The organism is Gillisia marina (assembly GCF_000258765.1).
GTDB lineage: Bacteria > Bacteroidota > Bacteroidia > Flavobacteriales > Flavobacteriaceae > Gillisia > Gillisia marina.
Genome location: NZ_AJLT01000002.1, coordinates 37,810 through 54,345, shown reverse-complemented (window position 1 = coordinate 54,345; position 16,536 = coordinate 37,810). Strand labels below are relative to the sequence as shown.

At 36.0% G+C, this 16,536-nt stretch carries 16 protein-coding genes and 2 pseudogenes; 11 read left to right on the top strand and 7 right to left on the bottom strand.

Annotated features, from left to right (window positions below):
* The first annotated feature begins 37 nt into the window (after window positions 1-37).
* The 7 genes and pseudogenes from ON07_RS00530 to ON07_RS00500 all read left to right on the top strand — a co-directional run bounded on the left by ON07_RS00530 (window position 38) and on the right by ON07_RS00500 (window position 5,023).
* Entirely contained in the window at window positions 38-346 is a 309-nt protein-coding gene (locus ON07_RS00530) for a DUF4286 family protein (RefSeq protein ID WP_010227322.1), read from the top strand.
* Window positions 347-388: 42 nt separating this feature from the next.
* Window positions 389-1,258, top strand: coding sequence for a 16S rRNA (adenine(1518)-N(6)/adenine(1519)-N(6))-dimethyltransferase RsmA (rsmA, locus tag ON07_RS00525; protein ID WP_010227320.1), 870 nt, complete (start codon window positions 389-391; stop codon window positions 1,256-1,258).
* Window positions 1,248-2,601: pseudogene (gene mgtE, locus ON07_RS13995) on the top strand (magnesium transporter). Before rsmA ends, mgtE begins: the two are co-directional and overlap by 11 nt.
* A gap of 68 nt (window positions 2,602-2,669) precedes the next feature.
* Window positions 2,670-3,035 carry a cupin domain-containing protein gene (locus ON07_RS00515; protein WP_010227318.1) on the top strand — a complete coding sequence of 122 codons (366 nt, stop codon included), beginning with the start codon at window positions 2,670-2,672 and terminating at the stop codon, window positions 3,033-3,035.
* A 5-nt stretch (window positions 3,036-3,040) separates the two neighbouring features.
* A complete protein-coding gene (locus tag ON07_RS00510; RefSeq protein WP_010227316.1) occupies window positions 3,041-3,991 on the top strand; it encodes a 2-hydroxyacid dehydrogenase in 951 nt (316 codons plus the stop codon).
* Window positions 3,992-4,026: 35 nt separating this feature from the next.
* Window positions 4,027-4,413 carry a VOC family protein gene (locus ON07_RS00505; RefSeq protein WP_010227315.1) on the top strand — a complete coding sequence of 129 codons (387 nt, stop codon included), beginning with the start codon at window positions 4,027-4,029 and terminating at the stop codon, window positions 4,411-4,413.
* Window positions 4,414-4,525: 112 nt separating this feature from the next.
* Window positions 4,526-5,023, top strand: a complete 498-nt coding sequence (locus ON07_RS00500) for a DUF6428 family protein (protein WP_010227314.1) — start codon at window positions 4,526-4,528, stop codon at window positions 5,021-5,023.
* A gap of 395 nt (window positions 5,024-5,418) precedes the next feature.
* Here the strand turns inward: ON07_RS00500 and ON07_RS00495 are convergent, their stop codons facing one another.
* The 5 genes and pseudogenes from ON07_RS00495 to ON07_RS00475 all read right to left on the bottom strand — a co-directional run bounded on the left by ON07_RS00495 (window position 5,419) and on the right by ON07_RS00475 (window position 10,302).
* Complete coding sequence (locus tag ON07_RS00495) at window positions 5,419-6,063, bottom strand: SDR family oxidoreductase (RefSeq protein ID WP_029331266.1); 645 nt, start codon at window positions 6,061-6,063, stop codon at window positions 5,419-5,421.
* A 100-nt stretch (window positions 6,064-6,163) separates the two neighbouring features.
* Entirely contained in the window at window positions 6,164-7,963 is a 1,800-nt protein-coding gene (locus ON07_RS00490) for a GNAT family N-acyltransferase (protein WP_010227312.1), read from the bottom strand.
* A 53-nt stretch (window positions 7,964-8,016) separates the two neighbouring features.
* Window positions 8,017-9,272 (bottom strand): annotated as a pseudogene (locus ON07_RS13990) (aspartate kinase).
* A 2-nt stretch (window positions 9,273-9,274) separates the two neighbouring features.
* Window positions 9,275-9,712: a GNAT family N-acetyltransferase gene (locus ON07_RS00480; RefSeq protein ID WP_050915827.1), complete on the bottom strand. Its 438-nt coding sequence runs from the start codon at window positions 9,710-9,712 to the stop codon at window positions 9,275-9,277.
* Between the two features lie 113 nt (window positions 9,713-9,825).
* A complete protein-coding gene (locus ON07_RS00475) occupies window positions 9,826-10,302 on the bottom strand; it encodes a GNAT family N-acetyltransferase (RefSeq protein WP_010227310.1) in 477 nt (158 codons plus the stop codon).
* A 115-nt stretch (window positions 10,303-10,417) separates the two neighbouring features.
* Between ON07_RS00475 and fbp the strand changes: the two genes are divergently transcribed.
* Window positions 10,418-11,428: a class 1 fructose-bisphosphatase gene (fbp, locus tag ON07_RS00470; RefSeq protein WP_010227309.1), complete on the top strand. Its 1,011-nt coding sequence runs from the start codon at window positions 10,418-10,420 to the stop codon at window positions 11,426-11,428.
* Between the two features lies 1 nt (window position 11,429).
* On the opposite strand, the gene ON07_RS00465 is transcribed toward fbp, so the two are convergent.
* On the bottom strand, window positions 11,430-11,855 hold the full coding sequence (locus ON07_RS00465; protein WP_010227308.1) for a tellurite resistance TerB family protein: 426 nt from the start codon (window positions 11,853-11,855) through the stop codon (window positions 11,430-11,432).
* 165 nt (window positions 11,856-12,020) lie between these two features.
* Here ON07_RS00465 and ON07_RS00460 point away from each other — a divergent pair, with 165 nt between their 5' ends.
* Window positions 12,021-13,076: a ligase-associated DNA damage response exonuclease gene (locus tag ON07_RS00460; RefSeq protein ID WP_010227306.1), complete on the top strand. Its 1,056-nt coding sequence runs from the start codon at window positions 12,021-12,023 to the stop codon at window positions 13,074-13,076.
* Window positions 13,073-14,665 (top strand): ATP-dependent DNA ligase, encoded by a 1,593-nt coding sequence (locus tag ON07_RS00455; protein ID WP_010227305.1) that lies wholly within the window; start codon window positions 13,073-13,075, stop codon window positions 14,663-14,665. The genes ON07_RS00460 and ON07_RS00455 overlap by 4 nt, the downstream gene beginning before the upstream one ends.
* A gap of 5 nt (window positions 14,666-14,670) precedes the next feature.
* On the opposite strand, the gene ON07_RS00450 is transcribed toward ON07_RS00455, so the two are convergent.
* The gene (locus tag ON07_RS00450) at window positions 14,671-15,729 is read right to left on the bottom strand and encodes a hypothetical protein (RefSeq protein ID WP_237708810.1); all 1,059 of its coding nucleotides are present in this window, start codon (window positions 15,727-15,729) and stop codon (window positions 14,671-14,673) included.
* 484 nt (window positions 15,730-16,213) lie between these two features.
* Between ON07_RS00450 and ON07_RS16780 the strand changes: the two genes are divergently transcribed.
* Window positions 16,214-16,507 (top strand): hypothetical protein, encoded by a 294-nt coding sequence (locus ON07_RS16780; protein WP_237708809.1) that lies wholly within the window; start codon window positions 16,214-16,216, stop codon window positions 16,505-16,507.
* Window positions 16,508-16,536: the final 29 nt, after the last annotated feature.

Genomic DNA, 16,536 nt, shown 5'->3' with positions numbered 1-16,536 from the left:
AGTAAGAAAGCAGAAATAGAAACACAAAATTGAAAAAATGTACATATACAACGTAACTATAAACATTCAAGAAGACATTCACGATGAATGGCTTAATTGGATGAAAACCGAGCATATTCCTGAGATGTTGGATACCGGGAAATTTAAAAAAGCCTTAATGAGTAGAGTGTTGGTAAATGAAGAAATGGGAGGAATCACTTATTCTGTTCAATATACCACAGAGAGCAAAGAGATGTTGCAAAGCTATCTTCAAGAAAATGCTCCTACAATGAGAGCAAAATCGAAACCTTACGAAGGTAAATTTGTAGCTTTTAGAACAGAGATGGAGATTGTAAGCGAGCAATAAGCTACACTTTTCCTTTTATAGTTAGCAGTTAAAAACCCCTGCATGAAAAAAAATAAGAAGAATCCTTTTAATTCTAAGGATAATAAGTTTAAGCAAAGTAAATATGCTCCCGGGAAAGAGGCATTCAATACAGATGGAGATGTTCGGGCAAAAAAGCACTTAGGACAACACTTTCTTACAGATGAAAGTATAGCGGGTAAAATTGCTGATTCTCTTGGTTTCGAAGGTTATAAGAATGTATTGGAAATTGGTCCTGGAATGGGAGTACTCACTAAGTATTTAATAAAAAAGGACATCGACCTTCATGTTATAGAAATAGATAGAGATAGTGTGGCTTATTTAGGCGAAAACTACCCTCAACTGGAAGGTAAGATCCTTGAAAAAGATTTTCTAAAGACCGATATCAGTGAGATCTTTGAGAGAGAACCTTATGCGATCATCGGGAATTTCCCTTATAATATTTCCACTCAAATTGTTTTTAAAACCTTGGAAAATAGGGAGCTGATTCCGGAATTTTCGGGAATGTTTCAAAAGGAAGTTGCACTTAGAATTGCAGCACCACATGGCAATAAAACCTATGGAATCCTTTCTGTTTTAGCGCAGGCATTTTACGAAGTAGATTATTTATTTACAGTACCACCAACAGTTTTTAATCCACCGCCAAAAGTAGATAGTGGTGTGATTCGGTTAAAACGAAAGGAAAATTTTACGCTTACATGTGATGAGGCTTTATTTTTCAGGGTAGTTAAAACTGCTTTTCAGCAACGACGAAAAACCTTAAGGAATAGTCTAAAAACCTTCGAATTATCCGATAATTTGAGGGAAGATGCTATCTTTGGACAACGACCAGAACAGTTAAGTGTACAGGAGTTTATAGAACTCACAGAAAAAATTCAGCAGGATGCAATTTGAATTAAGCGAAGAATTAATTGAAAAAATTGAATACCTCATCGAGCAAAAGAACGATGCGGAACTGCTGTTGCACCTAGAGGAAGTTCACCCTGCAGATATCGCCGAAATTCTTTCGGAGATAGCTATAGAAGAAGCTACCTATATTGTAAAATTACTGGATAGCGAGAAAACTTCTGAAGCTTTAATGGAGCTGGAAGAAGGCGTGCGGGAACGCATTTTAGACACCTTGTCTGCAAAGGAAATTGCAGAGGAGTTGGAAGAAATGGATACCGATGATGCTGCCGATATTATTTCTGAACTTTCTGAAGATCGCCAACAAAAGGTTATTGCCCAGATCTTAGATGAAGAACATGCAGATAATATCGTGGAATTACTTCGTTACGATGAAGATTCTGCAGGTGGTCTTATGGCAAAAGAATTGGTGAAGGTGAATGAAAACTGGAATGTTACCGGTTGCATGAGCGAAATGCGCAATCAGGCAGAGAATGTTACCAGAGTCCACTCGATTTATGTGGTGGACGATAAGAACAAACTAAAGGGACGATTATCCTTAAAAGATTTGCTTACTGCGCCAAGCAAAGCGCATATTAGCGATGTTTATATTCCACAGGTGGATTATGTAAATGTGCATACCCCGGGCGAGGAAGTGGCTCGAGTTATGCAAAAATACGATTTGGAAGCCATTCCCGTGGTAGATGAAATGGGAAGATTGGTTGGCCGAATTACGATTGATGATATTTTAGATTTTGTAAAGGACGAAGCAGAGAAAGATTACCAGATGGCTGCGGGTATTTCTGAAGATGTAGAGGCAGATGATAGTATCTGGTTACTTACTAGGGCACGTTTGCCATGGTTGGTCTTAGCACTTTTTGGTGGATTTATAAGTGTTTCTGTATTAGGAACTTTTGATGATGCCATGCAAGAACATGCGGCACTTTTCTTTTTTTGTGCCTTTAATTGCTGCGATGGCAGGAAATGTTGGGGTACAATCTTCAGCAATCGTTTTACAAGGTTTGGCAAATAAGAGTTTAAAAGGTTCTTTGCTTAAAAGGCTTTTTAAAGAGATCGTATTGAGTTTATTTAACGGTGTTGTTTTAGCAATTTTACTAATTGTAGGAGGGATTTTTCTTTTAGGATTCGATGTTAATTTTGGATTAACGATAGGGATTTCCCTTATTTCTGTAATTATAATTGCTTCCTTAATAGGAACTTTTGTGCCAATAATTTTAGATAAACAAGGAATAGATCCTGCCATGGCAACAGGACCATTTATCACCACCAGCAATGACATTTGCGGAATATTAATATATTTTAGTATTGCAAAACTCATATTAGGTTTCTAACTTAGTAGAAGCATTTTTCACTCCCTCCGTCCGGAACTTTTTTTTACCTCACATGATTATCGATTTCTATGAAAAGTATTAATATCCAATCAAAATTTGAAAAATTCAGTAAAAACTGGAATCCACATCAAATTGCTATAGTGGACGATATGCAAGTATTGTTGGCGAAACTAAAAGGTGAATTTATTTGGCATACGCATGAGGAGGAAGATGAATTATTTCAGATTGTAAAAGGCACTTTATATATAGAATTTAGAGATAGAACGGTAGAGATAAAAGAAGGGGAACTCATTGTGGTTCCCAAAGGAGTAGAACATCGCCCTTTTACTAAAAATGAGGAAGAAGTGCATGTCATGCTTTTCGAAAAACTATCTGTAAAACATACCGGAAATGTCGAAAGTGAATTAACTGTGAAAACATATCCAAAAATTTAGAAATCATGATTGTTTTACATGTAGATAGTAATAACCCATTATTGATAAAAGAACTACAAAAAGTAGGCTATCACAATGTTGAAGCTTATGATATTTCTAAAGAGGAAATCCTTGCAAATCAGCATTTATATGATGGAATTGTAATAAGAAGCAGATTTAAAATCGATAAAGATTTCATAGATGCAGCTCCCAATTTAAAGTTTATAGCAAGAGTTGGGGCAGGTTTGGAAAGTATAGATGTGGAGTATGCAAAACAGAACGGAATCGAGCTTTTTGCTGCCCCCGAAGGAAATAGCAATGCCGTTGGGGAGCATGCCTTAGGAATGTTGTTGTCGCTACTGAATAAACTGAATAAGGCAAATAGGGAAGTGCATCAAGGATATTGGCATCGAGAAGAAAACCGAGGTATAGAGTTAGACGGAAAAACGGTTGGGATTATTGGCTATGGAAATATGGGAAAAGCTTTTGCTAAAAAACTGAGAGGTTTCGATGTGAAGGTGCTTTGTTACGATATTTTAAAGGATGTAGGCGATGCAAATGCCACTCAGGTAAGTTTGGAAGAACTTCAAGAAACTGCTGAAGTACTAAGTTTACACACCCCTTGGACGCCCGAAACCAATAAGATGGTAAACACCAGTTTTATAAACGGATTTAAAAAGCCTTTTTGGTTTATCAATACGGCGCGTGGCAAAAGTGTGGTAACTGCCGATTTGGTACTGGGAATTATAGAAGGAAAAATTTTAGGTGCAGGCTTGGATGTTCTGGAATACGAAAAAGATTCATTCGAGAATTTGTTTCAAGACCATCAAATTCCTACAGATCTCAAGGAACTTATGTTTTTCGAAAATGTAATATTAAGTCCACATGTCGCGGGTTGGACAGAGGAGTCTCATAAAAAATTAGCTTCTACCATCGCTTATAAGATCATTGATAAATTTGGAGAAGCGGTCTATTAGTTATTTAGTACAATTCTTATTCTGAAATAAAGTAGATGAAAAAAAGAGTTACAGGTATTGGCGGAATATTTTTTAAGACCAAAGATCCAAAAGCAGTAAAAGATTGGTATCGCGATCACTTGGGTTTAAATACAGACCAATGGGGATCTACTTTTTGGTGGAAGAATAAAGAAGGCGAAGACTGTTCTACACAATGGAGCCCTTTTAAAGAAGACACCGAATATTTTGAGCCATCTAAAAAAGAATTCATGATGAATTTTAGGGTAGAGAATCTAGATGAATTATTGAAAACTCTTAAAGCTGAAGGTGTACAGGTAATGGATAAAACAGAATCTGTAGAAGAAGGGAAGTTTGGTTGGATCGTGGATTTAGAAGGCAATAAAATTGAACTTTGGGAGCCTAATGACAAAGCCTTTTTATAATATCTTGAATGCTAAGTAGCTTAAAATCAATCTGTAATAATAAAATTTAACAAGAATAATTTTCCTTAAAAGCACATTAATCGTAATATTGCAATATAAATATATTGCTATTATGAAAACCTTCGAATTATTTGGATTGCTAAAGGAGAATACAGATAAAGCTTTGCTTTTTCAATATGCACCTAACGCGCTGGTGGGAGCTAATTATCATATTACAGAAGTAAAGCATCAAAAGATCGATGCTGTAGATTGTGGAGCGGGCACTAGTTCCTGGAATGAGACTATTATTCAATTATGGGAGAGTCCGGCAGATCTTGGAAGAACAGAATATCTAAAAGTGGCAAAAGCATTGCGCATTTTTAGTTTGGCCGGCAAGATGAAGCCTTTTAAAATGGATGCTGATGTGAAATTTGAATATGGAAATCAGTTTTTTCATACGGCACAATTAATTATCTCAGATTATGAAATTCGGGATAATCAGTTGATTTTTAAGTTAAAGGCAACTAGCACAGATTGTAAAGCTATGGACTTACACGGAATACCGCAGGTTTTTGATTTGAAAGGAGCTTCTTCTCCAAATATGCTTACTTCAGAAAACGCCTGCTGTTAATTGCCTGATTTTATACAATAAAAAACCTCCAAATAGAACGATGTAGTTCTTGTTTGGAGATTTTTCACTTAAGTTATAATTTCAAGAAAGATGTCATTCCGATGCAATGAGGAATCTCTAATTAAATATGTTCTTTTATATAAAGATTCTTCAGTCCACTACGTTTCCTTCAGAATGACAGGTCTGTTTTATTGTCATTCCAACAAAGGAGGAATCTCCTCCTATAAAAATTATATTTTGAGATCCTTCGACAAGCTCAGGATGACACTCAAGAATTTGTCACATCGAGTTTGTCACATTGAGCTTGTCACATTGAGCTTGTCGAAATGTGGCTAGTTTTACTTCCAATGATATCACTCAAACAGCTAAGCATCGGGGGTCGAAAAGTGAATATTTTACCTACTTAAATCTATAATAGCATTCTTAATAGACTCTTTTCCTTCTAAAGCCTCAAACGTCTTATTTTTCACTAAAGGATCTGCAAGGCTCATCACCAATAAAAAAGCAACATCATCTCTGGAGATCTCTCCGTTTTCATCTAATTTTTCAGCGAGCTTTACTTTTGCCAGTCCAAGATCGTCATTTAATGCTCCCGGACGTACAATGGTATAGGCAAGTCCGCTGTTTTTTAAATGCTCATCTGCTTTTTGTTTAGCTTCCAGATATACTTTTAGGTCTTTGTTAGATTCTGGTTTATCTGCACCCATAGAACTTAACATCACGAATTTTTTAACATTCGCTTTTTTAGAAGCTTCAATCATTTTAATGGCACCTTCTTGATCTATCGCAATGGTTTTGTCTTCTCCTGTTTTTCCGCCGGAACCTGCAGCAAAGATCACTTTATCCATTCCTTGAACAGTTTGGTCCACATCTTTCTCAAGATCTCCCATCACCGTTTCCACATCCATATCCTCGAACATTTGTTGCTGATCTTCATTTCTAATCATCGCATAAGGTTCAAAAGTGCTGGAACTATTTAATATTTCGATAATTCTTTTTCCTGTTTGTCCTGTAGCTCCCACTACTAATACTCTTTCCATTTTATTTATTTTAAAGATTTTAATATAGGTATGAAATTGTCCAATTCCCAATTTTACTCATGGTATAACAGGAAATTAACAACATTCAAAAAGTGAACTTTTAGTGATGATTTAGCTTTTGCTCCAATTCCTTCTGAAATTCTTCCATTACAGGTTTTACAGTGCTTTCAGGAAGATCTGCTATCTTAATATACATTAAGCCATCTATAGCGTTATTGAATAATGGATCTACATTAAAAGCCACTACGCGTGCGTTTTGCTTAATGTATTTTTTAATTAGAACGGGCAGCCTCAAACTCTCCGGTTCCAATTCATCTATAATTCTATCAAATTTATTAAGATCGGCTTCGCTTTCATCAAAAACAATGTCTTTATCGGCATCGTTTAGTTTCACCTTAAATTCCTTTTTCGGTCTTATATATTGCGCCACATAAGGATCGTAATAATTGGATTTCATAAACTCGATCATCAGCGATTTCGAAAAATTAGAGAATTTATTGCTGATGCTTACCCCGCCAATAAGATATTTATGTTCCGGAAAACGCAAGGTGCAATGCACAATCCCTTTCCATAACAAGAATAAAGGCATCGGCCGTAGTTGATATTCCTTGATTATAAATGCCCTTCCCATTTCTATAGATTGGCTCATCATATCGTATAGTTCCGGTTCAAATCTAAACAGGTCCTGTAGATAAAAGCCATTTATTCCATGAGCTTTAAATATTTCGGCACCCATTCCCATTCTATAGGCTCCGGCAATTTTTTTAGTTTCGTTGTCCCAAAGAAATAAATGATAGTAATAATCGTCGAAAGGATCCAGATCTAAAGAATTATTACTGCCCTCGCCAACCTCTCGAAAAGTGATTTCCCGTAACCTACCAATTTCAGTAAGGGTATTTGGAATCACTTCTTTTTTAGCTAAAAAGACTTCATAATTTTTGCTTTGCAAAAGACGTTTGTCGAGTCTTCTACAAGTCTCAATTTCTTCTTCAATTAAAGGTTGATTTGCTTGCGATGCTATCTTTTTAGGACTTTTTGGTAATTTTAAACTTTTCGGAATAGTATCAAAAAGCCCTTTTTTTTCAAAAGAATTGGCCAGCATAAAGGTTTTTCTGCGCAAAAATGCCGTAAAAGTTTCCAAATTTGGGTTTGCCATTTGATCTTCAACAGAGATAGGATTCCCAATACGCACCATGATCTTCCTTTTCTTTTGGGAAAGCATTTCGCTTGGTAATTTGGCGGTCCTTAAAATATCGCTCATGCTTGCTAAGCGGTAAAAAAAAGTGCTGTTTTTTGCATGAAAATAAATAGGAACTACCGGAACCTTAGCTTTTTGAATAAGCTTCATGGCGGATGGTTCCCAAGGCTTATCTACAATATGTTTTTCATCTTTATAGGTAGAAACTTCTCCTGCAGGAAAGATCCCCAAAGCGCCACCATCCTTTAAATGCCCAATCGCTTGCTTGATTCCGCCCAAACTGGATTTCGCATCCTTGTGATCTTCAAAAGGATTAACCGGCATAATATAGGGTTTCAACGGATCTAAACGCTGCAATAGAAAATTAGCGATTACTTTAAAATCACTGCGTTTTTCCAGTAGAATCTTCATTAGGATCATTCCATCGATTCCGCCTAAAGGATGATTTGCAATGCTTATAAATGCGCCTGTTTTTGGGATTCTTTTTAAATCTTTCTCCGGAATTTCGAAATCGATCTCAAACCCATCCAAAACAGAATTTATAAATGCAATTCCGTCCAGATTTTTTCTAGAATCGTATTCTTTATTTAAGGTAGAAAGTTTTGTTGTACGTAAGATAACCCAACCAATGGCTGTACCAACTGGTCCCAGTCTCTGAAGGTTCATAACATTGGCTACTTCCTGCGCGGTGACAATTCCCATTTAGCTTGGATTAGGTTGTTAACAAAGATAAGGTATTCACCGTTTGGCTTAAGTTATGCCTCTGTTACTATTTGAACGGTGTTTTGCATTACTTGTTTTAGCAATACCTTTTTATCTTTTTCTAGGGATTTTATCGCGCCATCATCAAAGTGCCGAATGGTATATAGGGAAACACCGGTTGTAAAACTCACTTTGTATCTCGCTTTTAAATGCTGAATAAGCTTCTCGAGCGTATTAAACTTATTATCTACACAAACCGCAAAACTAATCGCAGAATTTTGGATGAGGTCTACTTTTATCTGATACAAATGAAACAGCTTAAAGATCTCGCTGATATTTTCTTCTACCATAAAAGAGAAATCTAATGAGGATAGCGAAATAAGTACCTGCTCTTTCTTAACTATAAAACAAGGAATTGCGGGAATTAGGGCTTGTCCTTTACTCACAGCGGTACCATTTCCGGAAGGATCTATAAATGATTTAACGAATAATGGAATTTCCTTGCGTTGTAATGGCTGAAGCGTTTTTGGGTGAATTACCGAAGCTCCATAAAATGCCAATTCTATAGCTTCTTCATAAGATATTTGATGTAAAAGCTGGGGGTTTTCAAAAACTCGTGGATCGGCATTTAGCACTCCGGGAACATCCTTCCAAATCACAACTTTTTCCGCATTTAAGCAATAAGCAAAAATGGCAGCTGTATAATCACTTCCTTCTCTTCCTAAAGTCGTGGTGAAATTATTGGTGTCTGCAGCTATAAAACCTTGAGTAAGATATAGATGACCTTTTTTTAAGCTTTTTTTGAAATTCTATTTTGTGTTTCTACCCAATTTACAGATGCATCTCGATAAATATTATCGGTTTTTATAAGGGTTCTGGCATCTATCCATGTGTGCTTAATGCCTTCCTGAGTAAAAAATTCACTTACAATTGTAGAAGAAATTAATTCCCCAAAACAAACAAGTTGGTCGTACACAAAATCATACTTAGTAGATTTGTTATGCACCATAAAGTTCTGAATTTCTTCAAAAAACACTTCAAGTTTTTTATATACCGATGCTTGCTTGGACTGGAATAATCCGTTAATTATTTCAAGATGATAGGATCTAATTTCTGGAAGACTTTCGGGAATTGCTTTTGGATTACTCAAATAATCTTTGATCACTACTTCAAAAGCATTGGTCATTTTTCCCATTGCCGAAATGACGATCACCTTATTTTGATCTCCGGTTTGTCTTAAAACTTTTAAAACATTTTTTACTGAAGCTGCATCTTTTACTGAAGCCCCACCAAATTTAAATATCTCCATTCTTATTTTTCGATATTTTTCTGAATCCCGGTTTCGTCCATATGCACGGTGTACCAATTTTTCTTGATGTCGGCTCCGGAGTTTTCGTAGAATTCGATGGCGTTTTTATTGCCTTCAGAAACCACCCATTCTACACGTTTAACGCCATTATTATGGCCATATTGAACCACTCTTTTGTATAAAGCACCGCCAAGTCCAGTACCACGCATCTCTTTTCTAACAATAAGATCTTCTAGATGTACAGTACGACCTTTCCATGTAGAAAATCTAAAATAAACAAGCGCCATTCCCTGTAGTTTTCCTTCAACATCGGCTACAAAACATTTAAAATTTCCATTCTCGAAACCTTCTTTTTCCAGATCGCTAACTTCAATTTCTACCTGATTAGATGCATTTTCGTGAGCTGCAAGTTCTTTGATGAGTTCAAGAACCTGTGGCATATCATTTTTTTTGTGCTTCTCTAATTGTATAATCCATAATGCTTGCTTTTTCACAAATTTAGCAAACCATTCTTATATATGGTAGCTATGTTGAAAATAGGGCAGGAATCAACTTATCTCTCTAAATAAGATTTCATAGCATTTTCATCCATTTGTACCGTATCCCAATCTCTTAGAACCTTTGCGCCACTACGCTCATAAAATTCAACAGCAGGAGTATTCCAATCTAGAACTACCCATTCTGCTCGTTTTACACCTTGCTCCAAAGAATAGGCGATTACCTTTTTATATAGTGCACTTCCCAAACCAGTACCTCGCATTTCCTGGCGTACTACAAGATCTTCTAAATGCACTGTTTTTCCTTTCCAGGTGGAGAATCTAAAGTAGACTAAAGCCATTCCTTCAATTTTGTTATTTACTTCAGCAACAAAACAAGTATAAAATGCATCGGTTCCAAAACCTGCTTTTTCAAGGTCTTGCACATTTATTTCTACAGCATCAGGCTCTTTCTCAAAGGTTGCTAATTCCTGAATTAATTCTAGAATTTGAGAGAGATCTTTCTTTTCAGCTTTTCGGATTGTAAATTTCATAAGGATGTTAATTGTTTCAAAAATAAGGAACTTACAAATATTTAAAAGACGAAAACGTTATAGTACCTTATATATTTTGAATATTTTTGCCGCAACTTAATCTTATCCCATTAAAATGTCCAAGAAAAATCAGACTTTAGGTGAATTCATTATAGAGAATCAAGAGGATTTTGCTTATTCCTCCGGGGAGCTATCCAGATTGATTAACTCTATTCGTCTTGCTGCAAAAGTGGTAAACCATGAGGTGAATAAAGCCGGATTGGTAGATATTATTGGTGCATACGGTGAGACTAATATTCAAGGAGAAGATCAGCAAAAACTGGATGTGTATGCTAACGACACATTTATAAAGACGCTTACAAATAGAGAAATTGTTTGTGGGATCGCTTCCGAAGAAAATGACGATTTTATTACTATTGAAGGTCATAATAAGGATCACCAGAATAAATATGTGGTTCTTATGGATCCTTTGGATGGGAGTTCTAATATAGATGTAAATGTTTCTGTTGGAACTATTTTCTCGATTTATAGAAGAGTTACTCCAGTGGGAACTCCGGTTACGAAAGACGATTTTTTACAGCCGGGAAATAAGCAAGTTGCTGCAGGTTATATAATTTATGGAACTTCTACCATGTTGGTTTATACCACTGGAAATGGAGTAAATGGCTTTACTTTGAATCCGGCACTTGGTTCTTGGTATCTATCACACCCCAACATGAAATTTCCTGAGACCGGAAGAATTTACTCTATAAATGAAGGGAATTATATTCATTTCCCGCAAGGAGTGAAAGATTATATTAAATACTGTCAAGAGGAAAAACCAGAAGGCCCGTACACTTCAAGATATATAGGTTCTATGGTGAGTGATATTCATAGAAATATGATAAAAGGGGGAATTTTTATCTACCCAAAAAGTTCCCAGAATTCTTCCGGGAAATTAAGGTTGTTATATGAATGTAACCCAATGGCGTTCATAGTAGAACAAGCCGGAGGAAAAGCTAGCGATGGTTTTGGTAGAATATTGGATTTAAAGCCTACAGAATTGCATCAGCGAGTTCCATTCTTTTGCGGAAGTACAAAAATGGTGGAAAAAGCTGAAGAATTTATGACTGCGAAAGACCGCTAGTCTACTCTTTATTCAATAAATATCGGTAATCTTCAAAACTTAAGTGCCCACTAAAGATGTCTATAGATCTTTTGATAATGGCTTTTGAAGTTTCACTTGAAAATCCAAGTCCAATAGCATATTTTTGAATAAGCTCTGCTTCTTCATCATCTATAATATGATCTGCAAAAATAATTACGAATAAATCGTGAAGTCTCTCTAACCTTCTTTCTACAGTGTTTGGCGGTTGAATAGGAAATGCACTAGGATTTTCTAATACTTTATTATATTCAGATTCCCCAATATCTAATTTTCTGGCAAAACGTTGAAGCTGAACTTCTTCTTCAGCATTGATGTCTCCATCTACAGTTGCAAGATTAACAATAGCTGCAAAATGACCTAAATTGCGTAAATGCTCTCCCGAGCCAAACAAATCTACAAATGACATATGTTGTGTAATTTAATAGGACAAATATAGCTAAACCTATACGTTTGTGAAATCAAATAATCGCATAATTATTGCCAAGTTCCACATTCACTAATCTTTTCTTAATCGCTTTATTAAAAAACACAAAAACCTTAACTTCCTTCAGCAAAAAGAAAAGAATTATTTATGAATGCACCATTATTGGTCTTTAATGATAAAGGGATTTACTGCGAACAAGCAAAGGTTTATTTAGATCCTTGGAAGCCGGTAGACCATGCCATTATATCACATGGGCACGCAGATCATTCTAGATGGGGTCATAAAAAATATATAACGCACCATTCTAATGTGCCGATTATAAGACATCGTCTAGGTGAGATAGTGGTTACAGGAAAGGAGTGGAATGAAACTTTTACAATTAATGGTGTAAAATTCTCGCTTCATCCTGCCGGACACATTATTGGTTCCTCTCAAATTAGGGTGGAATACAAAGGGGAAGTTTGGGTATTCACTGGAGATTATAAAATGGAAGATGATGGCGTTGCAGTTCCTTATGAATCTGTAAAATGCCACTCTTTTATTACTGAATGCACCTTTGGATTGCCGGCTTTTAAATGGATTCCCCAAGATCAAGTAATGACAGATGTAAATAATTGGTGGCAGCAAAATAGGGAAGATGGAAGAACTTCAATTCTGTTTGGATATTCTTTGGGAAAAGCGCAACGTTTGTTGAAGTACTTAGACCCAAGTATTGGAAAGATCTATACCCATGGAGCTATCGAAAATATGACAGAAGTTTTAAGGCCACAGCTAGATATGCCTGAAACAATTAGAATTACAAGAGACACCAAAAAAGAAGAGCTAAAAGGAAGTATGGTTTTAGCGCCACCAAGTGCTCACGGAACTCCGTGGATTCGGAAAATGGTGCCATATGTAACCGCATCTGCAAGTGGCTGGATGACTTTTAGAGGGGCAAGAAGGCGAAGAGCCATAGATAAGGGCTTTGTGCTCTCAGACCACTGTGATTGGCAAGGACTGTTGCAGGCCATTGAAGGAACGGGTTGCGAAAAAGTGATTTGCACCCATGGGTATACAGATATTTTCTCTCGGTATTTAAGGGAAAAAGGATATGATGCCAGAACAGAAGAAACTCAATACGAAGGAGAACTAGGAGAATTAGAAGGTAAGAGCGAGGTAGAAAAGGATCTGGAACGTACAGAGAAAACAGCTGAGAACCTATGAAACTTTTCGCAGAATTAATAAGAACACTGGATAGCACCAATAAAACGACGCTTAAAGTAGCTGCGCTAACCCATTATTTTGAAATTGCTCCAGATAAAGATAAGGTATGGGCTATCGCCATTCTTTCACATAGAAGACCACCTAGGCCTGTAAATACTACACTACTAAGAGAATGGGCTACAGAACTGGCAAATATTCCTCTTTGGCTTTTCGAAGAATCCTACCATATCGTTGGGGATCTTGCAGAAACGATTGCTTTGATAATACCGGCATCCGACTCCTCATCGGATAAAAGTCTGAATAAATTTCTTCAGGAGATTATAAAATTGAAGAAGTTAACAGATATGGAGAAAAAGGAATATTTGCATGAGAATTGGTTGGAGCTCAATTATTACGAACGTTTCGTATTCAGTAAATTAATTACGGGAAGTTTTAGAATTGGCGTGAGCCAAAAGTTAATGACCCGAGCCCTCTCTAAAGCCACTGATATAGATGAAGACATTCTTGCTTATAAATTAATGGGGAACTGGGAACCTTCCAAGATCTCTTTTACACAGCTTGTTTTAGAGGAGAACGAAGAAGATTATCTCTCCAAACCTTATCCCTTTTACCTTGCGTATGCCTTAGAAAATGAAGTGATGGAATTGGGAGATGTGAAGGATTGGAGTGCAGAGCATAAGTGGGATGGGATTCGATCTCAGGTGATTGTTCGAAATGGGCAATTATTTGTGTGGAGTCGGGGAGAGGAATTGGTAACCGATAAATATCCGGAATTTCAGGATTTTATTAATGTAGTCCCAGACGGAACGGTGATGGATGGGGAAATCTTACCTCTTCCAAATGGGGAAATTGGCACTTTCAACGATCTTCAAACCAGAATTGGTAGAAAAACAGTTTCCAAAGCCTTGCTGGAAAAAACTCCGGTAATTTTAAAAGTGTATGATCTTTTGGAGTGGCAAGGGGAAGATATTCGAACCGAACCTTTTAAGAATCGGCGCAAAATTCTGGAGGAATTTGTTGCTGATATTTCTTCTGAAAATATTCCGCTTCAGCTTTCAAAAAGTATTTCTTTCAACTCTTGGGAGGAAGTGGCTGCCGAAAGAGAGCGGTCTAGAGAAGAAAAATCTGAAGGCTTAATGCTGAAAAAATTGGATTCCCCATATTTGGTTGGAAGAAAGAAGGGCGATTGGTGGAAATGGAAAGTAGATCCGTTAACTATAGATGCGGTGCTTACCTATGCAATGCGTGGTCACGGGCGTCGTTCTAATTTATTTACAGATTACACTTTTGGATTATGGGATGAAGAAAAACAGGAATTGGTCACTTTTGCGAAAGCATACTCCGGGCTCACAGATGCTGAATTTAGAAAAGTAGATGCGTGGATTAAAAGAAATACACTCGAACGTTTTGGGCCGGTAAGAAGTGTAACTCCGCATCATGTATTTGAAATTGCTTTTGAAGGGATTGCAGCATCCAAAAGGCACAAAAGTGGTGTTGCCACAAGATTCCCCAGAATTCTAAGATGGCGGCAGGATAAAAAAATAGAAGATGCTAACACATTGGAAGATTTAAAAGCACTAATACCTTAATGGGTTTAATTTGTCCGCACCTTACTAACTATTTCTCTTTCGAATTTTCTATCATTAAGCAAGACTTCAAAAAACTCCTCTATATATTCCATGGTAGAGACAAATTCAGATTTATTTTCGAATAATAATTCATGTTGCATTATAGCTTCTAAAATAGCAGTTCTATTCTCTAAAAACTCTAATCGCACTTCATCAAAAAGTTTGGGATCTCTTTTAAAGCCTCTGTACATTCGTTCTTTCACATTTGTAATAGCTAATTGCTGGTTGTTAATTTGAGAAACCGTTGCGTAGCTTGTATTCACCATCCCACACATATCAAAATCGAAGGGAATGGGAATAATTTTATTTTCTAAAAAGATCAATTTCGTGTTATGTTGGTAGGCGGTGGAATAATCGGTATTCCCAATCATGTATTGAAAAAATGAATTTCTAACACACTCTAAAGGCATCTGATTTAATGGGTGGGTTTTAATATCTAATACTTTTCCTCCCATCCTTTTTGCCACATTCTTGTCATCTTCAACTAAAAACCCAAAAATTTCATGGGGTTTTAGATGTTTCCCTTTAATCTCCTCGTAACTAAAATGCACTAATTTGGTCTTAAAGTGATACGGAGAAACAATTTCATATAATTTATAGGCCAAGTACTCTTTAATGATATTGTCGTTGGAATCTCTTTGCAATAGACAGGGCAGTACCAATTTTAGATTTTTGTGTCCTTCAAACAGCGTTTTCTTTGCTTCTTTCTTTTTTATTTTCACTTTTATAGGAGCAAAATAGCAGTTATTCAATCTAAAATTTCCTCTTCTTCGCAAGCGTACTTCTAAAGAATCCCAAGGCTCTTCGTTTTCCTTAAATTTTAAAAAGGTGGTTATAAAAGTAGAATCGTTTGTGTTCTTTTTGATCTCTTTATTGGAATACTTAAGGGAAATATGCATCACTTCATTATTTATAAATAAAGCAGACGGAACCTTAGGCAAATCATCTTCCGATTCTTGCGCATTAGAAGTAGTGATAAAGAAAATTGTGGGGAGCAAAATACTGAGGATAGTAAATTTACCCATAATAAATGTATCTTTATCTAAGATATTAAAAATCAAGTTATTAGAAAGTATTTATCCATAATAAATTACAGAACCTTCCTTACGTTATTGCTTTCTTCGGCGATAACGTATATTTCTTTTAGGTTTAAGATTAACTTTAATGTAGACCTAACTTTGCTAAGTATCGCGATTATTTTTCCTTTAGTGTTTACTATTCGAGGCTCTTTCAAAAGAAGAGAGAAGGCTTTAGAGCATTTAAGCAAATTTTTGAGTTCTTTAAAAACGGTTAAATATTATATTTTAAGTAATGAAGAAGTAGACGATGAAAGAAAAGCTGAGGTTGAACGAATGCTAATCGAAATTAATAGTAGAACTCTGGAGCACTTATCGAAAAAAAAACGATGATATTAAAGGATTGGACGAAATTGTACATCAAGTGTATGATTTTGTTTCAAATCAGGAAAACCTTGTCCCATATAAGCTAAGAGACAGAGTTTTTAAATTTATGAAAGATACTCACGAATCTATAGAGAATTTACACGCTATCCATATTCATAGGACGCCCATTAGTTTAATGGCTTATTGCGAAATATTCATTTATATATTTCCTCTTATTTATGCGCCAACCATCATATTTAATTTAGGCTTAAATGATGCAGATTGGGTTGCCTATTTTATAGTTTTAATAACTCAGTTCGTGCTAATTTCTCTATATAATATTCAAAATCAATTAGAATATCCTTTTGATAATATTGGGGTAGACGATATAGATCTCAATAACTTTAAATTGGGGCGATAACTTAACTTAAATTTCTGTTTTTTTGAAAT

Bases quoted from the DNA above. Each gene is read 5' to 3' on its own strand.
- ON07_RS00500 (WP_010227314.1), top strand. From the start codon at position 4,526: ATGAAAACCTTCGAATTATTTGGATTGCTAAAGGAGAATACAGATAAA.
- ON07_RS00480 (WP_050915827.1), bottom strand. From the start codon at position 9,712: ATGCCACAGGTTCTTGAACTCATCAAAGAACTTGCAGCTCACGAAAAT.
- fbp (WP_010227309.1), top strand. From the start codon at position 10,418: ATGTCCAAGAAAAATCAGACTTTAGGTGAATTCATTATAGAGAATCAA.
- rsmA (WP_010227320.1), top strand. From the start codon at position 389: ATGAAAAAAAATAAGAAGAATCCTTTTAATTCTAAGGATAATAAGTTT.
- ON07_RS00530 (WP_010227322.1), top strand. From the start codon at position 38: ATGTACATATACAACGTAACTATAAACATTCAAGAAGACATTCACGAT.
- ON07_RS00510 (WP_010227316.1), top strand. From the start codon at position 3,041: ATGATTGTTTTACATGTAGATAGTAATAACCCATTATTGATAAAAGAA.
- ON07_RS00460 (WP_010227306.1), top strand. From the start codon at position 12,021: ATGAATGCACCATTATTGGTCTTTAATGATAAAGGGATTTACTGCGAA.
- ON07_RS00455 (WP_010227305.1), top strand. From the start codon at position 13,073: ATGAAACTTTTCGCAGAATTAATAAGAACACTGGATAGCACCAATAAA.
- ON07_RS00465 (WP_010227308.1), bottom strand. From the start codon at position 11,855: ATGTCATTTGTAGATTTGTTTGGCTCGGGAGAGCATTTACGCAATTTA.
- ON07_RS16780 (WP_237708809.1), top strand. From the start codon at position 16,214: ATGAAAGATACTCACGAATCTATAGAGAATTTACACGCTATCCATATT.
- ON07_RS00515 (WP_010227318.1), top strand. From the start codon at position 2,670: ATGAAAAGTATTAATATCCAATCAAAATTTGAAAAATTCAGTAAAAAC.
- ON07_RS00450 (WP_237708810.1), bottom strand. From the start codon at position 15,729: ATGGGTAAATTTACTATCCTCAGTATTTTGCTCCCCACAATTTTCTTT.
- ON07_RS00475 (WP_010227310.1), bottom strand. From the start codon at position 10,302: ATGAAATTTACAATCCGAAAAGCTGAAAAGAAAGATCTCTCTCAAATT.
- ON07_RS00490 (WP_010227312.1), bottom strand. From the start codon at position 7,963: ATGGGAATTGTCACCGCGCAGGAAGTAGCCAATGTTATGAACCTTCAG.
- ON07_RS00495 (WP_029331266.1), bottom strand. From the start codon at position 6,063: ATGGAAAGAGTATTAGTAGTGGGAGCTACAGGACAAACAGGAAAAAGA.
- ON07_RS00505 (WP_010227315.1), top strand. From the start codon at position 4,027: ATGAAAAAAAGAGTTACAGGTATTGGCGGAATATTTTTTAAGACCAAA.